The 14,497-nt window shown below is 72.2% G+C and carries 16 protein-coding genes; 13 read left to right on the forward strand and 3 right to left on the reverse strand.

The window, feature by feature from the left end; translation table 11 throughout:
* The first annotated feature begins 23 nt into the window (after nt 1–23).
* From flgB to PHZ_RS05055, 3 genes are read left to right on the forward strand one after another with little or no spacing between them, the layout of a single operon-like run.
* Nucleotides 24–443 carry a flagellar basal body rod protein FlgB gene (gene flgB / locus PHZ_RS05045; RefSeq protein WP_012521486.1) on the forward strand — a complete coding sequence of 140 codons (420 nt, stop codon included), beginning with the start codon at nt 24–26 and terminating at the stop codon, nt 441–443.
* Between the two features lie 20 nt (nt 444–463).
* Nucleotides 464–880, forward strand: coding sequence for a flagellar basal body rod protein FlgC (flgC, locus tag PHZ_RS05050; protein ID WP_012521487.1), 417 nt, complete (start codon nt 464–466; stop codon nt 878–880).
* A gap of 11 nt (nt 881–891) precedes the next feature.
* Nucleotides 892–1,203, forward strand: coding sequence for a flagellar hook-basal body complex protein FliE (locus PHZ_RS05055; protein ID WP_012521488.1), 312 nt, complete (start codon nt 892–894; stop codon nt 1,201–1,203).
* A gap of 90 nt (nt 1,204–1,293) precedes the next feature.
* Here PHZ_RS05055 and PHZ_RS05060 read toward each other — a convergent pair whose 3' ends face one another.
* Complete coding sequence (locus tag PHZ_RS05060; protein ID WP_012521489.1) at nt 1,294–1,794, reverse strand: superoxide dismutase family protein; 501 nt, start codon at nt 1,792–1,794, stop codon at nt 1,294–1,296.
* An 84-nt stretch (nt 1,795–1,878) separates the two neighbouring features.
* On the opposite strand from PHZ_RS05060, the gene PHZ_RS05065 reads away from it, so the two are divergent.
* The 10 genes from PHZ_RS05065 (at nt 1,879) to PHZ_RS05110 (ending at nt 11,914) form a co-directional block, all read left to right on the forward strand.
* The gene (locus PHZ_RS05065) at nt 1,879–2,646 is read left to right on the forward strand and encodes an ATP-binding cassette domain-containing protein (RefSeq protein WP_012521490.1); all 768 of its coding nucleotides are present in this window, start codon (nt 1,879–1,881) and stop codon (nt 2,644–2,646) included.
* On the forward strand, nt 2,643–4,208 hold the full coding sequence (locus PHZ_RS05070; RefSeq protein WP_012521491.1) for an ABC transporter permease/substrate-binding protein: 1,566 nt from the start codon (nt 2,643–2,645) through the stop codon (nt 4,206–4,208). The genes PHZ_RS05065 and PHZ_RS05070 overlap by 4 nt, the downstream gene beginning before the upstream one ends.
* Before the next feature lie 109 nt (nt 4,209–4,317).
* On the forward strand, nt 4,318–4,581 hold the full coding sequence (fliQ, locus tag PHZ_RS05075; RefSeq protein WP_012521492.1) for a flagellar biosynthesis protein FliQ: 264 nt from the start codon (nt 4,318–4,320) through the stop codon (nt 4,579–4,581).
* A 19-nt stretch (nt 4,582–4,600) separates the two neighbouring features.
* Nucleotides 4,601–5,362 carry a flagellar biosynthetic protein FliR gene (gene fliR / locus PHZ_RS05080; RefSeq protein ID WP_012521493.1) on the forward strand — a complete coding sequence of 254 codons (762 nt, stop codon included), beginning with the start codon at nt 4,601–4,603 and terminating at the stop codon, nt 5,360–5,362.
* Nucleotides 5,359–6,438, forward strand: a complete 1,080-nt coding sequence (gene flhB, locus PHZ_RS05085; protein WP_012521494.1) for a flagellar biosynthesis protein FlhB — start codon at nt 5,359–5,361, stop codon at nt 6,436–6,438. Before fliR ends, flhB begins: the two co-directional genes overlap by 4 nt.
* A 4-nt stretch (nt 6,439–6,442) precedes the next feature.
* A complete protein-coding gene (gene cckA / locus PHZ_RS05090; protein ID WP_012521495.1) occupies nt 6,443–8,548 on the forward strand; it encodes a cell cycle histidine kinase CckA in 2,106 nt (701 codons plus the stop codon).
* Between the two features lie 63 nt (nt 8,549–8,611).
* Nucleotides 8,612–9,664: a glycosyltransferase family 9 protein gene (locus PHZ_RS23360; protein WP_049758142.1), complete on the forward strand. Its 1,053-nt coding sequence runs from the start codon at nt 8,612–8,614 to the stop codon at nt 9,662–9,664.
* A 1-nt stretch (nt 9,665) separates the two neighbouring features.
* Entirely contained in the window at nt 9,666–10,721 is a 1,056-nt protein-coding gene (locus PHZ_RS05100; protein WP_187149098.1) for a tetratricopeptide repeat protein, read from the forward strand.
* A complete protein-coding gene (locus PHZ_RS05105) occupies nt 10,718–10,954 on the forward strand; it encodes a hypothetical protein (protein ID WP_041373210.1) in 237 nt (78 codons plus the stop codon). The genes PHZ_RS05100 and PHZ_RS05105 overlap by 4 nt, the downstream gene beginning before the upstream one ends.
* A gap of 90 nt (nt 10,955–11,044) precedes the next feature.
* Nucleotides 11,045–11,914, forward strand: a complete 870-nt coding sequence (locus tag PHZ_RS05110; RefSeq protein ID WP_012521499.1) for a TauD/TfdA dioxygenase family protein — start codon at nt 11,045–11,047, stop codon at nt 11,912–11,914.
* Here PHZ_RS05110 and PHZ_RS05115 read toward each other — a convergent pair.
* Together PHZ_RS05115 and PHZ_RS05120 are read right to left on the reverse strand one after the other, a co-directional pair.
* A complete protein-coding gene (locus tag PHZ_RS05115) occupies nt 11,888–13,099 on the reverse strand; it encodes a BaiN/RdsA family NAD(P)/FAD-dependent oxidoreductase (protein WP_012521500.1) in 1,212 nt (403 codons plus the stop codon). The genes PHZ_RS05110 and PHZ_RS05115 overlap by 27 nt on opposite strands.
* Before the next feature lie 6 nt (nt 13,100–13,105).
* A complete protein-coding gene (locus PHZ_RS05120) occupies nt 13,106–14,401 on the reverse strand; it encodes a M20/M25/M40 family metallo-hydrolase (protein WP_041373916.1) in 1,296 nt (431 codons plus the stop codon).
* Between the last annotated feature and the right edge of the window lie 96 nt (nt 14,402–14,497).

Genomic DNA, 14,497 nt, shown 5'->3' on the forward strand with positions numbered 1-14,497 from the left:
CCGATTAACCCTGTTTATTCACCATGATGGCCATGAACTTGGCCGAAATCCCGCTGTTCCAGATGCTGCGAGGCCGGCTCAGCCACCTCACCGAGCGCCAGAAGGTGATCGCCCAGAACGTGGCCAACGCCGACACCCCCGGCTACGTCCCGCAGGACGTCGGGCCGTTCGGCTTCCGCACGCGGCTGCAGGTGTCGGCGGCGATGGCCGCCACCCAGCCGGGCCACATGCAGCCGAAGAACGCCCGCAGCCCCTCGGCCGCGGCCTACAAGGCCCGGGAGACCGCCAGCTCCGAGACCACGCTCAACGGCAACGCCGTCGTGCTGGAGGAGGAGATGATGAAGATGGCCGAGGCGCGCATCAACTACGACGCGGCGATCGGCTACTACCAGAAGTCCCTGGGCATCCTGCGGCTGGCGACCAAGCCCGCGGGTCGCGCCTGATGCGCAAGGAAGGCTGACCCATGCCCCGCTCCCTCTCGGGCGTCGCCCAGGCGATCGCCGCCTCCGCGCTCCGGGCCCAGCAGGCCCGCATGCGGATCATCGCCGAGAACCTGGCCAACGCGAACTCCACGGCCAAGGTCCCGGGCGGCGATCCCTACCGGCGCCAGGCGCCCGTGTTCGAGCCGACGCGGGTCGCGGGCGCCGCCCAGGGCGTGCGGATGAGTCGGGTCGAGCCCGACCAGAGCGCGTTCCGGATGGAGTACGACCCGGGCCACCCGTCCGCCGACGACCGCGGCTACGTGAAGCTGCCGAACGTGAACTCGCTGGTCGAGGCCATGGACATGCGCGAGGCGCAGCGTGCCTACGAGGCCAACCTCAACGTCATCGAGACCGCGCGGGCCATGGAGACGCGCACGCTCGACCTGCTCAAGAAGTGAGGGTTTAGGCGATGATCACGCCGCTCGCCGCCGCGAAGGCCTACGCCGCCGCCCAGAAGACCATGGGCCTCGAGGGCGCCGGCGGCGTCACCGAGCCCGGCGCGGGTCCGGGCTTCGGCGAGATCCTGAAGGCCGCCATGGGCGACGCCATCCAGGCCTCGCGCCAGGCCGAGACTCAGATGGCCGCCCAGGTTCAGGGCAAGGCCGAGCTTGTCGACGTGGTGACCGCCATCTCGGCGGCCGAGGCCAGCCTCGAGACCGTGCTGGCCGTCCGCGACCAGGTGATCAGCGCCTACAAGGAAATCCTGCAGATGCCGATCTGAGCGCGGGGCGGGGCCGCCCGGCGGAAGCCGGGGGCCCGCTCCCGCGGATCGCGATGGATTTCCCGCCGTGACGGGGATGAGTCGCTGCGCTTACTTGATCACCGCGCAGGCCACGCGCGCGCCGGCGCCGCCGATCGGCTGGGTCTTGTGGTCGTCGGCGTTGGCGTGGATCACCACCGCCGAGCCGTCCGCGTCGCGCAGGGCCTTCAGGCTGGTCAGCGTCGTGTAGACCTCCGCCGCGCCCGCGCCGTCCGCGCCGGCGTAGAGGTTCGGCAGGTCGCCGGTCTCGTTGGCCTCGGGGTTCAGCAGGCCGTGGACCCGCTCGCCGCCGCCGTGCGTGTGGCCGCCGGCCGAGGTGAAGTCCGACTTCGAGCAGTCCGCCTTCTCGTGGAAGTGCAGCCCGTGCCAGCCGGGGGTCAGGCCCTTGGCCTCCACCCGCATGACCACGCCCTTTGGGCCCTGGGTGAGGGTGACGGAGCCCATCGCCTGCCCGGCGCTGTTCTTCAGCTCGGTGGTGACCGAATCGGTCTGCGCCGAGGCGGCCGAAGCAGCGAGGGCGGCCGTGGCGGCGAGGGCGATCATGTGGCGCATGCGGATACTCCTTTGACGACGAGGGTGCAGTCTTAACGCGCGAGGATGGCGGCGGGGAGCCTTGGCCCGTGCTAGGGCTTGGCCATGGACCCCGCCATCGAGCTCCAGTCCGTCGCCAAGCGGTACGGTCCCAGCCCGGCGCTGGACGCGGTCAGCCTCTCGGTGGCCGAGGGCGAGTTCGTGGCGCTCGTCGGCGGATCGGGGTCGGGCAAGACGACCCTCCTCAAGACCATCAACGGTCTGGTGCGGCCCGACGGCGGGACCGTCCGGGTGCTCGGCCAGGACGTGGCCGCCGCGCCCGAGCCGCACCTGCTGCGGCGGCGGATCGGCTATGTCTTCCAGGAGGTGGGCCTGTTCCCCCACCGGACCGTGGGCGAGAACATCGCCGTCGTGCCGGCCCTCCTGGGCTGGCGGGCCCCGGCCATCGCCGCACGCGTGGCGGAGCTGCTCGAGCTGACGGATCTGCCGGCCGAGGTCCGTGACCGCCTGCCGGCCGAGCTCTCCGGCGGGCAGCGCCAGCGGGTCGGCGTGGCCCGCGCCCTGGCGGCCGAGCCGTCGCTGATGCTGATGGACGAGCCGTTCGGCGCCCTCGATCCGCTGACCCGCGACGCCCTGGGGACCGACTACCGCCGGCTGCACGAGCGGCTGGGCCTGACCACGGTGATGGTCACCCACGACATGGCCGAGGCGGTGCTGCTCGCCGACCGCGTCGTGGTGATGAGGGCGGGCCGCATCCTGGCGGACGGCCGCCCCGCGGACCTCTTGGCCCGGACCGAGGATCCCGACGTGCGCGCGCTGCTGGAGGCCCCGCGGCGCCAGGCCGAGCGGCTGGCGCAGAGGTTCGGCGCATGAGCCCGCGCGTCCAGGCCGCCTTCGACCTGCTGCCGGACTATCTGGCCTGGCACGTCCTGCTGAGCGGGAGCGCGCTGCTGCTGGGCGTGGGGATCAGCCTGCCGCTGGCCATCGCCGCCAGCCGCAGCGCGCGCCTGCGCTGGCCCGTCCTGGCGTTCGCCAGCCTGATCCAGACGATCCCCAGCCTGGCCCTCCTGGCGCTGTTTTACCCGCTGCTGCTGGCGCTCTCGGCCCTGGCCCACGGCCTGTTCGGCGGCGGGTTCTCGGCCCTCGGCTTCCTGCCCTCACTCCTGGCCCTGACGCTCTATTCGATGCTGCCGATCCTGCGGAACACGGTGGCGGGGCTCGCAGGCGTCGATCCGGCCGTGCGCGAGGCCGCCGACGGCCTCGGCATGACGGCGGGCCAGAAGCTCCGGCAGGTCGAACTGCCGCTGGCCGCGCCGGTGATCATGGCGGGCGTGCGCACCGCCGCCGTCTGGACCATCGGCGCGGCGACCCTGTCCACGCCCGTCGGCCAGACCAGCCTCGGCAACTACATCTTCGCCGGCCTGCAGACCGAGAACTGGGTGTTCGTGCTCTTCGGCTGCGCCGCCTCGGCCGGGCTCGCCCTGGCCGCCGACCAGCTCCTCGGCCTCGTCGAGACCGCTCTGCGGCTGCGCCGACCCCTGCTGGGATGGGCGGGCCTGGCCGGCCTGGCGGTCGGCGCGGCGCTCGCGCTCCTGCCGCTGGCCGGCCTGGTCCTGACGAGCCTGGGCGGCGGGGCGTCCTATGTCGTCGGCGCCAAGAACTTCTCCGAGCAGTACATCCTGGCCGAGCTGATGGCCCACCGGCTGGAGCGGACCGGCGCCCGCGTCGCCCGCAAGGAGGACCTGGGCTCGGCGGTCGCCTACCGGGCCCTCGCCGCCGGGGAGATCGACGTCTACGTGGATTACTCCGGCACGCTCTGGACCAACGTCCTGGGCCGCGCCGACAACCCCGGCCGGGCGGCGGTCCTGGACCAGCTCACGTCCGAGCTGGACCGCCGCGACGGCGTGCGCGTCCTGGGCTCGCTCGGGTTCGAGAACGCCTACGCCTTCGTCATGCGGCCGGATCGGGCGAGGGCGCTGGGCGTCGCCGACCTGGACGACCTGGCCCGCGAGGCGCCGGGCCTGGCGCTGGGCTCGGATCTGGAGTTCCTCTCGCGCCCCGAGTGGCGGGCCGTCGAGGCCGCCTACGGCCTTAAGTTCCGCAGCGCGCGCTCCTACCAGCCGACGTTCATGTACCGGGCGCTGGCCGGGGGCGAGGCCGACGTCATCTCGGCCTTCTCCTCGGACGGACGGATCGCCGCCGGCGGGCTCGTCGTGCTGCCGGACCCCAGGGGCGCGATCCCGCCCTACGACGCCGTGATCCTGATCTCGCCCGCCCGCCGGGACGATCCGCGCCTGCTCGCCGCGCTCCGGCCGCTGGTCGGGGCCATCCCCGTCGAGGCCATGCGCGCGGCCAACTACAGCGTCGATCGGGACTCCGGGAAGGCGACCCCGGCAGGGGCCGCACGGACGCTGGAAAAGGACCTCGGGCTCTAGGGCCCCTAGGCAATTCCTGCCCACCGGTAGCCGTTCGTTAACCATGCGGGGCCGACTCTGGCGCCAGCGGAGTCGTCCGCGGTTTCAGCGTGTTTCCACAGGGGTTTCCATGAACGGCGCCGAGGTTCTGGACGTCGGCCGCGACGCGATCTGGCTCACCATCCAGCTGTCGGCGCCGGTGCTGATCGTGGGGCTGATCGTCGGCGTGGGCATCGGCCTGCTGCAGGCGCTGACCCAGATCCAGGAGGCGACGCTCGTTTACGCCCCCAAGATCGTCGCGATCTTCATCTCGCTGCTCATCTTCCTGCCGCTCATGGGCGCGCTGATGAGCGGCTTCATGCGCCACATCGCCGCCCGCATCGCGGCCATGTGAGGCGGCGCGCGCCCGCCCGATGGAATCCTACGCCACAGCCCAGCAGGTCTTCGCCGCCGGCCTGGTCTTCGCCAGGCTCGGCGCGATCATCATGCTGATCCCGGGCCTGGGCGAGACCTTCATCCCGGCGCGAATCCGCCTGTCGTTCGCCCTGGCCCTGGCCCTGATGCTGTTCCCGGTGCTGGGCGCCACCGCGCCACCCATCCCCGCCAGCGCCGGCGCGCTCGCGGGCGAGGTGATCCGCGAGCTGCTCATCGGCCTGATGATCGGCGCCATCCTGCGGATCTTCATGCTGTCGCTGGCGACCGCGGGCGAAATCGTCTCGCTGGGCACGACGCTGTCGTTCGCCCAGACCGCCAACCCGATGCAGGCCCAGCCGACGCCGACGCTCAGCACCTTCCTGGGCATGCTGGGCATCGTGCTGATCCTGACGACCGACCTGCACCACATGTTCCTGGCCGCGCTGGTGCGCTCGTACGCCATCTTCCCCTTCGGCCGCGAGGTGCCGGTGGGCGATGCCGGCCAGCTCGCCATCCAGACGACCAGCCGCGCGTTCGCCCTGGGGCTCCAGCTGGCCGCGCCGGTGGTCGTCCTGTCGCTGATCGTCAACGTCGCCGTGGGCCTGGTGGGGCGGGTGATGCCCACGTTCCAGGTGTTCTTCATCGCCTCGCCGCTGCTGGTGCTGCTGGGCCTGTCGGTCTTCGCCGTCAGCCTCGGCGTGATCGGCATGGTCTGGGTCGACCGCTACCGTGAGCTCATAGGGATGTTCCTGGGCTCATGAGCGAAACCGAACAGTCCTCCAAGACAGAAGAGGCCACCCCGCGGAAGCTGGAGAAGGCCCGCTCCCAGGGCGATGTCGCCAAGACCATGGACCTGTCCTCGTTCGCCACCCTGGCGGCCGGGGCGGCGGCCCTGGCCGTGACGGGAGGCTGGCTGGCGCGGAAGATGGCCTCCGAGCTGTTGCCCTTCGTCGAGCGGCCGCACGCCATAGACCTCCACGGCGCAGGGGGCGTCGACATCGCCCGCCACGTCATCATGGCAGCGGCGCCGGCGCTGGCCATAGTGCTCGGCGCCACCGCGATCTGCGGGGTGGCGGCCCACCTCATGCAGACGGGCCTGATCTTCTCGGCCGAGAAGATGAAGCCGGACCTCAAGAAGCTCTCGCCGATCGCCGGGCTGAAGAAGATCTTCGGCCTCGACAACCTGGTGAACTTCCTGAAGTCGCTGGTGAAGGTGATCGTCACCGGCGCGCTGGGCTGGTGGCTGCTGCAGCCCTACATCCCGCAGCTGGCCGAGCTGGCCGCCCTGGATCCCCTGGCGATGATGCCGTTCGCGGTCGACATCCTGAAGCGGCTGGTGTTCGCCGTCGCCGCGCTCACCCTGTCGATCGCCGGCGCCGACTGGATCTGGCAGAAGCGGCGCTACCTCCACCGGATGAAGATGACCCGCGAGGAGGTGAAGGACGACTTCAAGCAGGTCGAGGGCGATCCGCACGTCAAGGCGCGCCAGAAGCAGATCCGCTTCACCCGCGCGCGCCAGCGGATGATGGCCGCGGTGCCCGACGCCACGGTCGTGGTGATGAACCCGACGCACTACGCCGTCGCCCTGAAGTACGACGCCAGCGAGACGCCGGCCCCCATGTGCGTGGCCAAGGGCCTCGACAGCCTGGCGCTGAAGATCCGCGCCGTCGCCGAGGAGGCGGGCGTGCCCGTGATCGAGGATCCGCCCCTCGCCCGCGCCCTCTACGCAGCCGTCGAGATCGACGACATGATCCCCCCCGCCCACTACGAGGCGGTGGCCAAGATCATCGGCTTCATCCTCAACCGCGGACGTCGTGCCGTGGCCAAGCCCCTGTGACACAATGCAGACGATTGATTCGCCGGAGGCGCCGTCGCTCGCCATGGCCGAGCCGCCGTCCAAGCCAAAGCCGCGCTTCGACCTCCTGACGGGGGCCGCCGTCGTCTTCTTCCTGATGGCGGTGGCGTTCGCGGCTGCGCCGGCGCTCGACGCCGGACCCGAGACCCTGGCCAGCATGCTGCTGCTGATCGGCTTGGCCGGCGTCTCGTGCCTGGGCCTCTTCGTGCTGCGCACGGGGACAGAGCCCGCGGCCGAGCCGGAGCAGGGCGCCGACGTCTTCCTCCAGGCGCTGGACGAGCCGGCCGCCATCGCCACGCCCGACGGACGGCTGTCGTTCGCCAACGCGGCCTGGCGCGAGGCGATGGGTCCGGCCATGCGCCTGCCCAAGACCGGCGCGGCCGCCGCCAGCCTGTTCGGCGCCCTGGCCGCCGCCCGCCGGGGCGAGCTGGGCCGCGCCCTGCTGAAGGCCGCGGGCGAGGAGCGCACGGCGCTCATTTCGCCGGTCGGCCCGCGCCGCTATCTCGTGCGCCTCACCGGCGGCGGCGGAACGCTGGCGCTGCCATCCGCGGCCATGGAGGTGCTGAACGCCTTCCAGACGGCCAAGGCCCCGCCGCCCAAGGTGCTGGACGCCTTCGCCGCCGCCTCGCCCTTCGGCGCCGCCCTGCTGGATGGCGAGGACCCGTTCCTGGCCACCATCGTCGAGGCCAACCCGGCGCTGAAGGCGGTGGCCGGCGGCGGCCAGGCGGGCCAGGCGTTCGGCGGCCTGATCGAGCCCGCCAGCCGGGCCGACGCGGCCCAGCGGCTGGCCGACGGCAAGGCGCCGCTGGAGGTCCGCCTCGCCCATGACCCGACCCGCATCGCCCACCTGTACCTCTCCAAGAGCGACGGCCGCTGGGTGGCCTATCTGGTCGACGTCTCGGAGCAGAAGCAGATCGAGCTGCAGCTCGCGCAGAGCCAGAAGATGCAGGCCATCGGCCAGCTCGCCGGCGGCGTGGCCCACGACTTCAACAACCTGCTTACCGCCATCCTGATGCAGCTCGACGTGCTGGCGACCCGGCACCCGGTGGGCGATCCCTCGTACGAGGGGCTGAACGAGATCAAGCAGACCTCGATGCGGGCCGCCGACCTCGTCCGCAAGCTGCTGGCGTTCTCGCGCAAGCAGACGGTCCAGCGCGAGATCCTGGACGTGGGCGAGATGATCTCGGAATCCGAGGTGCTGCTCCGTCGCCTGCTGCCAGAGGACGTCAAGCTCGCGACCGACTACGGCCGCAACCTGCCGCAGGTGCGCGCCGACCGCGGGCAGCTCGACACGGCCATCATGAACCTGGTGGTCAACGCCCGCGACGCGATCAAGACCCACGGCGGCGGCGCGATCCGCATCCGCACGGCCAGGCTGACCCAGGAGGAGGCCCGCGGCATGGGCTATCCCACGGCCCAGGGCGACCAGGCGCTGATCGAGGTTTCGGACGACGGCCCCGGCATCCCCCCCGAGGCGCTGGACAAGATCTTCGACCCCTTCTTCACCACCAAGCCGGTGGGCGAGGGCACGGGCCTGGGGCTCGCCACCGTCTACGGCATCGTCAAGCAGTCCGACGGCTGGATCAGCGTGGACTCCAGGCCCGGCGAAGGCGCGGCCTTCCGGATCTTCCTGCCGGTCCACGTGCCGGCGGCCGTGGTGGCTCCGGCGCCGCAGCCCATCGCCAAGGCCAAGCGGCCCGCCGCCCGCGACCTGTCGGGCGCCGGCCGGATCCTGTTCGTCGAGGACGAGGACGCCGTCCGCGGCGTGGCGGCCAAGCTGCTGCGGGCCCGCGGCTACGAGGTGATCGAGGCGGCCAGCGGCGAGGAGGCCCTGGAACTGGCCGAGGCCAACGCCGGCAAGATCGACCTGATGATCTCGGACGTGGTCATGCCCGGCATGCAGGGGCCCGACCTGCTCAAGCAGGCCCGCGGCTATCTGGGGGCGGCTCCGGTGATGTTCATCTCGGGCTACGCCGAGAGCGAGTTCTCGGACCTGCTCGAGGGGGAACGGAACGTCTCGTTCCTGCCCAAGCCCATCGACATCAAGACCCTGGCCGAGCGCGTGAAGCAGGAGCTGCAGAAGGCCGCGTGACGCTTGCCTCCGCGGCCGGGCGCCTCCAAAGATCGGCGTTCCATCCCAAGCGAAGCGTCCGACGTGTCCAGTTCCCCTCCGGCCGAACCGCAGGCCCCTGCCGATGAAGCCTTCAGCCGGGCCTATGCGGCCCAGCACGGCGGCCGCCCCGAGGAGGCCGAGCGCCTCTACCGGGAGCTGATCGAGACGCGCGGCTCGTTCGGGGCCATCGCCAACCTCGGGCTCCTCTGCGAGGACCAGCACCGCGACGCCGAGGCCGAGGCGCTGTACCGTCAGGGGCTGGCCCGTGCGCCGCACGACCCGCGCCTCCGCTTCCAGTTGGGCTGCCTGCTGCTCAAGATGGGACGCTACGCGGAGGGCTGGCCGCTCTACGAGGCGCGGCTCGCCCACACCGGCGTGCGCAAGCCCGCGCTCAGCTTCCCGGAGTGGACTGGGGGCCCCGTCCGCTCGCTGCTGATCCTGCCGGAACAGGGCCTGGGCGATCAGATCCAGCACGCCCGCTATGCGCCGCTGCTGAAGGCGCGGGGCGTTGACGTGACCCTGGTCTGCAATCCGGCGCTGACGCGCCTTTTCGAGCCGCTGGGGGTCACCGTGCTCGCGGCCGAGGGCAGCCTGGAGATCCCCCGCCACGACGCCTGGGCGTTCGCCGCCTCGCTGCCCTGGCGCATGGAGACGACGCTTCAGGCCGTCCCCGCCGCGCCCTACCTTCCGGCAGGCCCGGGCGGATCGGGGATCGGGTTCGTCGGCAAGGGCAGCCAGATTCATGTCAACGACGCCAACCGTTCGCTGCCCGACGCGATCTGCGCCGAGATCGCCGGCTGGCCGGGCGTCGTCAGCCTGGCGGTCGAGGACACCGGCGCGCGGGACATGGCCGACACCGCCGCGCGCGTGGAGGCGCTCGATCTGGTGATCACGGTGGACACCGCGCTCGCGCATCTGGCGGGCGCGATGGGCAAGCCCACGTGGCTGCTCCTGCCGTTCAACGCTGATTGGCGCTGGCTGCGCGATCGGACCGACAGCCCGTGGTATCCGTCCGTCCGGCTGTTCCGCCAGCCCCGGCCGGGCGACTGGGGAAGCGTGCTGGACCAAGTGCATGCCGCCCTCGACGCCCGCTGACATGTCCGCGGCTCAGGGTCAGGCGCTCTCCGTCGGCAAGGTCTTCGAGTACGCGGTGGCCGCCGAAGCCGCCGGACGGCAGGACGAGGCCGAGCGGCTCTACCGCCTGATCCTCGCGGCCGCGCCGTTGCCCGAGGCCGCCCGCAACCTCGGCCTGCTGCTCGACCGGCAGGGGCGCTGGGACGAGGCCGAGACGATCTACCGCAACGCCCTGGCGGCCGACCCCGGCGATCACGTGGCGACCCTGCAGCTCGCGCTCCTGCTGCTGCGGGCCGGGCGGTACGCCGAGGCCTGGCCGCTCTATGAGGCCCGCGCCCGCCGGCCGGGGGCGAACCCGCGCCCTCATTTCTCCTACCCCGAGTGGCGGGGCGAGCCGGTCCGGTCGTTGCTGATCTGGCACGAGCAGGGCCTGGGTGATCAGATCCAGTTCGCCCGCTATGCGTCCGTGCTCCGCGAGCGCGGCGTCGCGGTCACCCTGATGTGTCCGCCGGCGCTGGAGCGGCTCTTCGCGCACCTGGGCGTGCGGGTGGTGGCGACGCGCGGGTCCGTGCAACTGCCGCGGCACGACGCCTGGGTCATGTCCGGCTCGCTGCCGTGGCGGATGGGGACCACGCTCGAATCCATCCCCCCGGCGCCCTACCTGCCCTCCGGCGAGGGCGGGGCGGGGATCGGCGTGATGCCGCGGGGAAACCCGCTGTTCGCCCAGGACATCGAGCGCTCGCCGCCGCCCGAGGTCGGGGCCGAGCTGCTCGCCCTGCCGGGCGCCTGCAATCTCGCGCCCGAAGCCACCGGGGCGGCGGACTTCGAGGACACGCGCTGTCTCGTGGCCGGGCTCGCGCGGGTGATCACCTCCGACACCTCGGTGGCCCACCTGGCCGGCGCCATGGGCAAGCCGACCTGGGTGCTTCTGCCGCACCGGGCCGACTGGCGCTGGCTGCGCGATCGGACCGACAGCCCGTGGTATGCTTCCGTCCGGCTGTTCCGGCAGCCCCGGCCCGGCGACTGGGCCGGCGTCATGGCCGAGGTGCGCCGCGCCCTGGAGGAAGACTGCAGATGAGCCGGATCGTCGCCGTGGATCGCCGCCCGCCCGCCCGCGCCCTCGCCGCCGGCTCCCTGGCCGCCGGTGCGCTCGCCTCCGCGGCCGTGGGGGCGCTGGCGGTCGGCGCCGTCGCGGTCGGGGCCCTGGCCATCGGCCGCCTCGCCGTGGGCCGCATGCGCATCCGCCGGCTCGAGATCGACGAGCTCACGGTCCGCCGGCTGCACGTGCTGGACGACCGCCCCCGCCGCTAGGGCCTTTCAGCGGGGCTGCAAGCCTCATCAGTCTTCCCCCGGTGGCGCCGTCGCCTGCGCGTAGTAGCGTTCGGCCAGGAGGAGCCTCGGATGAGCCAGAGCCTTCAGATCCGCCGCATCGCCGGCGCCCTGGGCGCCGAGATCTCCGGCGTGGACCTGTCGCAGGACCTGCCCGACCAGACGATCGCCGCCATCCGCCGGGCCCTCGTCGAGCATCAGGTGATCTTCTTCCGCGGCCAGGCGCTGACGCCCGAGCGGCAGGTCGCCTTCGGCGCCCGTTTCGGCCCGCTGAACGTCCATCCCTTCGTCGCCGGCATGGCGGGCCAGCCCGCGGTCATGGAGATCATCAAGGAGCCGCAGGACCGGGTGAACTTCGGCGGCGGCTGGCACTCGGACATGAGCTTCCTGGAGCGGCCGTCGATCGGCTCGATCCTCTACGCCGTGGAGGTTCCGGACTTCGGCGGCGACACCCTGTTCGCCAGCCAGGCGGCCGCCTTCGAGGCCCTGTCGCCCGGCCTGCAGAAGACGCTGGAAGGGCTGAACGCCGTCCACTCGGCCAGCCGCGAGTACTCCGCCAGGGGCCACTCGGCCCAGAAGCGCAGCGCGATGTCCGTCGCCGAGGCCGACGGCTACGTCGGCGAGTACGTCCACCCGGTGGTGCTCGTCCACCCCGAGACGGGCCGCAAGGCGCTCTACGTCAATCCGGCCTTCACCCTGCGGATCGACGGCTGGTCCAAGCGGGAATCCAAGCCGCTGCTCGACTACCTCTTCGAGCATTCCCGCTACGAGGGCTTCACCTGCCGGTTCCGGTGGGAGCCGGGCTCGGTGGCCTTCTGGGACAACCGTTCTGTCTGGCACTTCGCCCTGAACGACTACCCCGGCCAGCGCCGCCACATGCGCCGGGTGACGGTCGACCCCTGGCCGGTGGAGGCCTCAGCCCGCGCGGGCGCCGCCGCCTAGCTGCGCCAGCACCCCGTCGGCCGCCGCCAGGCCCGTGGCGAAGCTCGCCTGCAGCAGGTAGCCGCCGGTGGGGGCTTCCCAGTCCAGCATCTCGCCGGCGACGAACACGCCGGGGCGGGCCTTCAGCATCAGGCGCGCGTCCACCGCGTCCAGCCTGACGCCGCCGGCCGAGGAGATGGCGCGGGCCAGGCCCTGCACGCCCGTCAGGCGGATCGGGGCGGCCTTGATCGCGCGCGCCAGGGCGTCCGGCTCGGCCGGCAGGTCCTTGCCGTGCGCCTCGCGCAGCAGGTTGGTCTCGACGGGCGAGAGCTTCAACGCCTTGCGCAGGTGGTTCGACAGCGACTGGGCCCCGCGCGGCCGGGCCAGCCGCCGGGCGACTTCGTCCAGCTCCATGTCGGGGCGCAGGTCGATCTGAAGCGTTGCGGAACCCTGCGCCTCGATGGCGTCGCGCAGCGGCGCGGATAGCGCGTAGAGCGCCCCGCCCTCGAGGCCATAGCGCGTGACCATCGCCTCGCCGCGCACCGTCCGGCCGCCGAAGGCGAGGGCGATCCCCTTCAGCGGCGTGCCCGCGAAGCCCTCCATCACCGGGCTCCAGGCGACGTCGAACCCCATGTTGGCCGGCCGGAAGGGGGCGACGTCCGGAACGAGATGCTCAGCCCAGTCCCCGTCGGTCCCCAGCCGCGGCCAGCTCGCCCCGCCCAGCGCCAGGACGACCGCATCGGCCCGCACCGCCGTCTCGCCCTGCGGCGTGTGGAAGGCGAGGGCGCCGTCGGCCGTCCAGCCCCGCCATTCGTGGCGGCTGCGGATCGTCACGCCCAGCTCCGCCAGCCGCGCCAGCCAGGCGCGCAGCAGCGGCGAGGCCTTCAGCGCCCTGGGGAACACCCGCCCGGAGGAGCCGACAAAGGTAGGCTGGCCCAGGCCAGCGGCCCAGGCGACCAGGGCCGCCGGCGGGAAGCGCTCGAGGTAGGGCCGCATGCGTGCGGCCGCGGCGCCGTAGCGGCCGACGAACGCCTCGAAGTCCTCGCTGTGGGTCAGGTTCAGCCCGCCGCGCCCCGCCATCAGGAACTTGCGGGCAGGGGAGGGCATCCGCTCGTACACGGTGACCGCGCAGCCGGCCGCGGCCAGGCGCTCGGCGGCGAACAGCCCGGCCGGCCCGCCGCCGACGACCGCGACGGCTTTACGCACGCCGCCCTAGCGGTTCGCCATGGCGATCAGCGCCGCCAGGCCGACGCCCATGCCGCGCAGGCTGTTGGACTTCTCGACGTCGATCCACTCGTCCAGGGCGTGGGCGCGACCGCCGCGTCCGCCCGAGCCGATGGTGACCGCCGGAATACCCAGGCTGATCGGCATGTTGGAATCGGTGGAGCTGGCGCCCAGCACCGGCTTGTAGCCCGCCGCGCGGACGGCGGCGGAGGTCAGCTGGACGATCTCGGCGTCCTCCCGGGTCGCGCCGGTGGGCCGGTCGCCGATCAGCTTCAGCTCGGCGCTGATCTGGCCCGGCGCCGTCGAGCGGGCGGCGTTCTCGGCGGCCACGGCCTCGTCCACCAGGGTCTTGAACTTCGCGTCCAGCTTGGCGAGTTCCTCGGGGCTCTCGGAGCGCATGTCCACTTCCAGCCAGATGGCGTCGGGGATCGAGTTCACGCTGGTGCCGCCGCCGACCACGCTCGTCGCATAGGTGGTCCGGGGCTCCTTCGGGACCTCCAGCCGATTCATCGCCACCACGGCGTTGCCCATGGCCGCCATCGGGTTGACGATGCCGAAGGCGCCGTAGCTGTGGCCGCCCGGCCCCTTGAAGGTGACGCGGTAGCGCCGCGAGCCGACCGCTCCGTAGGTGACCCGCTCGGCGCTGGTCCCGTCCATCGAGAAGAAGGCGGCGATGCGGTCCTTGTACTCGCCCTGGGTGAAGAGGTGGCGCACGCCCCGCAGGTCGCCCGGGCCTTCCTCGCCGACGTTGCCGACGAACAGAATGTCGCGCTTCGTCTTGATGTTCGCCGCGTCGAGCGCGCGGATGTAGCCCAGCAGCACGGCCAGCGAATGGGTGTCGTCGCCGACGCCGGGGGCGAACAGCCGGGTCCCCTCGCGGCGGACCTTCACGTTCGTGCCCTCCGGGAACACGGTGTCCAGGTGGGCGGCGATAACCACCACCTTGCCGCCGGCCGGTCCGGTCCCGCGGCGCAGGCCCATGACGTTGCCCTCGGCGTCCATCTCGACGTCCGTGAGGCCGTGGGCCTTCAGCATCTCCATGTACGCCCGCGCGCGTTTCTCTTCCTTGAAGGGCGGCGCCTCGATCTCGGTGAGCGTGATGGTGTCGGCGATGATCCGCTCGTGCTGCGCATCCAGGGTCGCCATGGCCGTCTTGAAGCCCGCGCTGGACCGGATCTGCTGGATGGCGCGGTCAGCCTGGGCCGGCGTGGTCTGGGCCTGCGCCGCCGCGGCGAGCGAGAGCGAGAAGGCGGCGGCCAGTCCCAGCCGCGAAACGCGTAACATCGTGATGGAATCCTTGCCTGCGAGCGGGGGCATATCAGCCGATCCTCGCGCCTTTTCCTAGGGCGGCCGGGCATGATGTTCCGCATTACCGGGAAT

It is taken from the genome of Phenylobacterium zucineum HLK1 (assembly GCF_000017265.1).
GTDB lineage: Bacteria > Pseudomonadota > Alphaproteobacteria > Caulobacterales > Caulobacteraceae > Phenylobacterium > Phenylobacterium zucineum.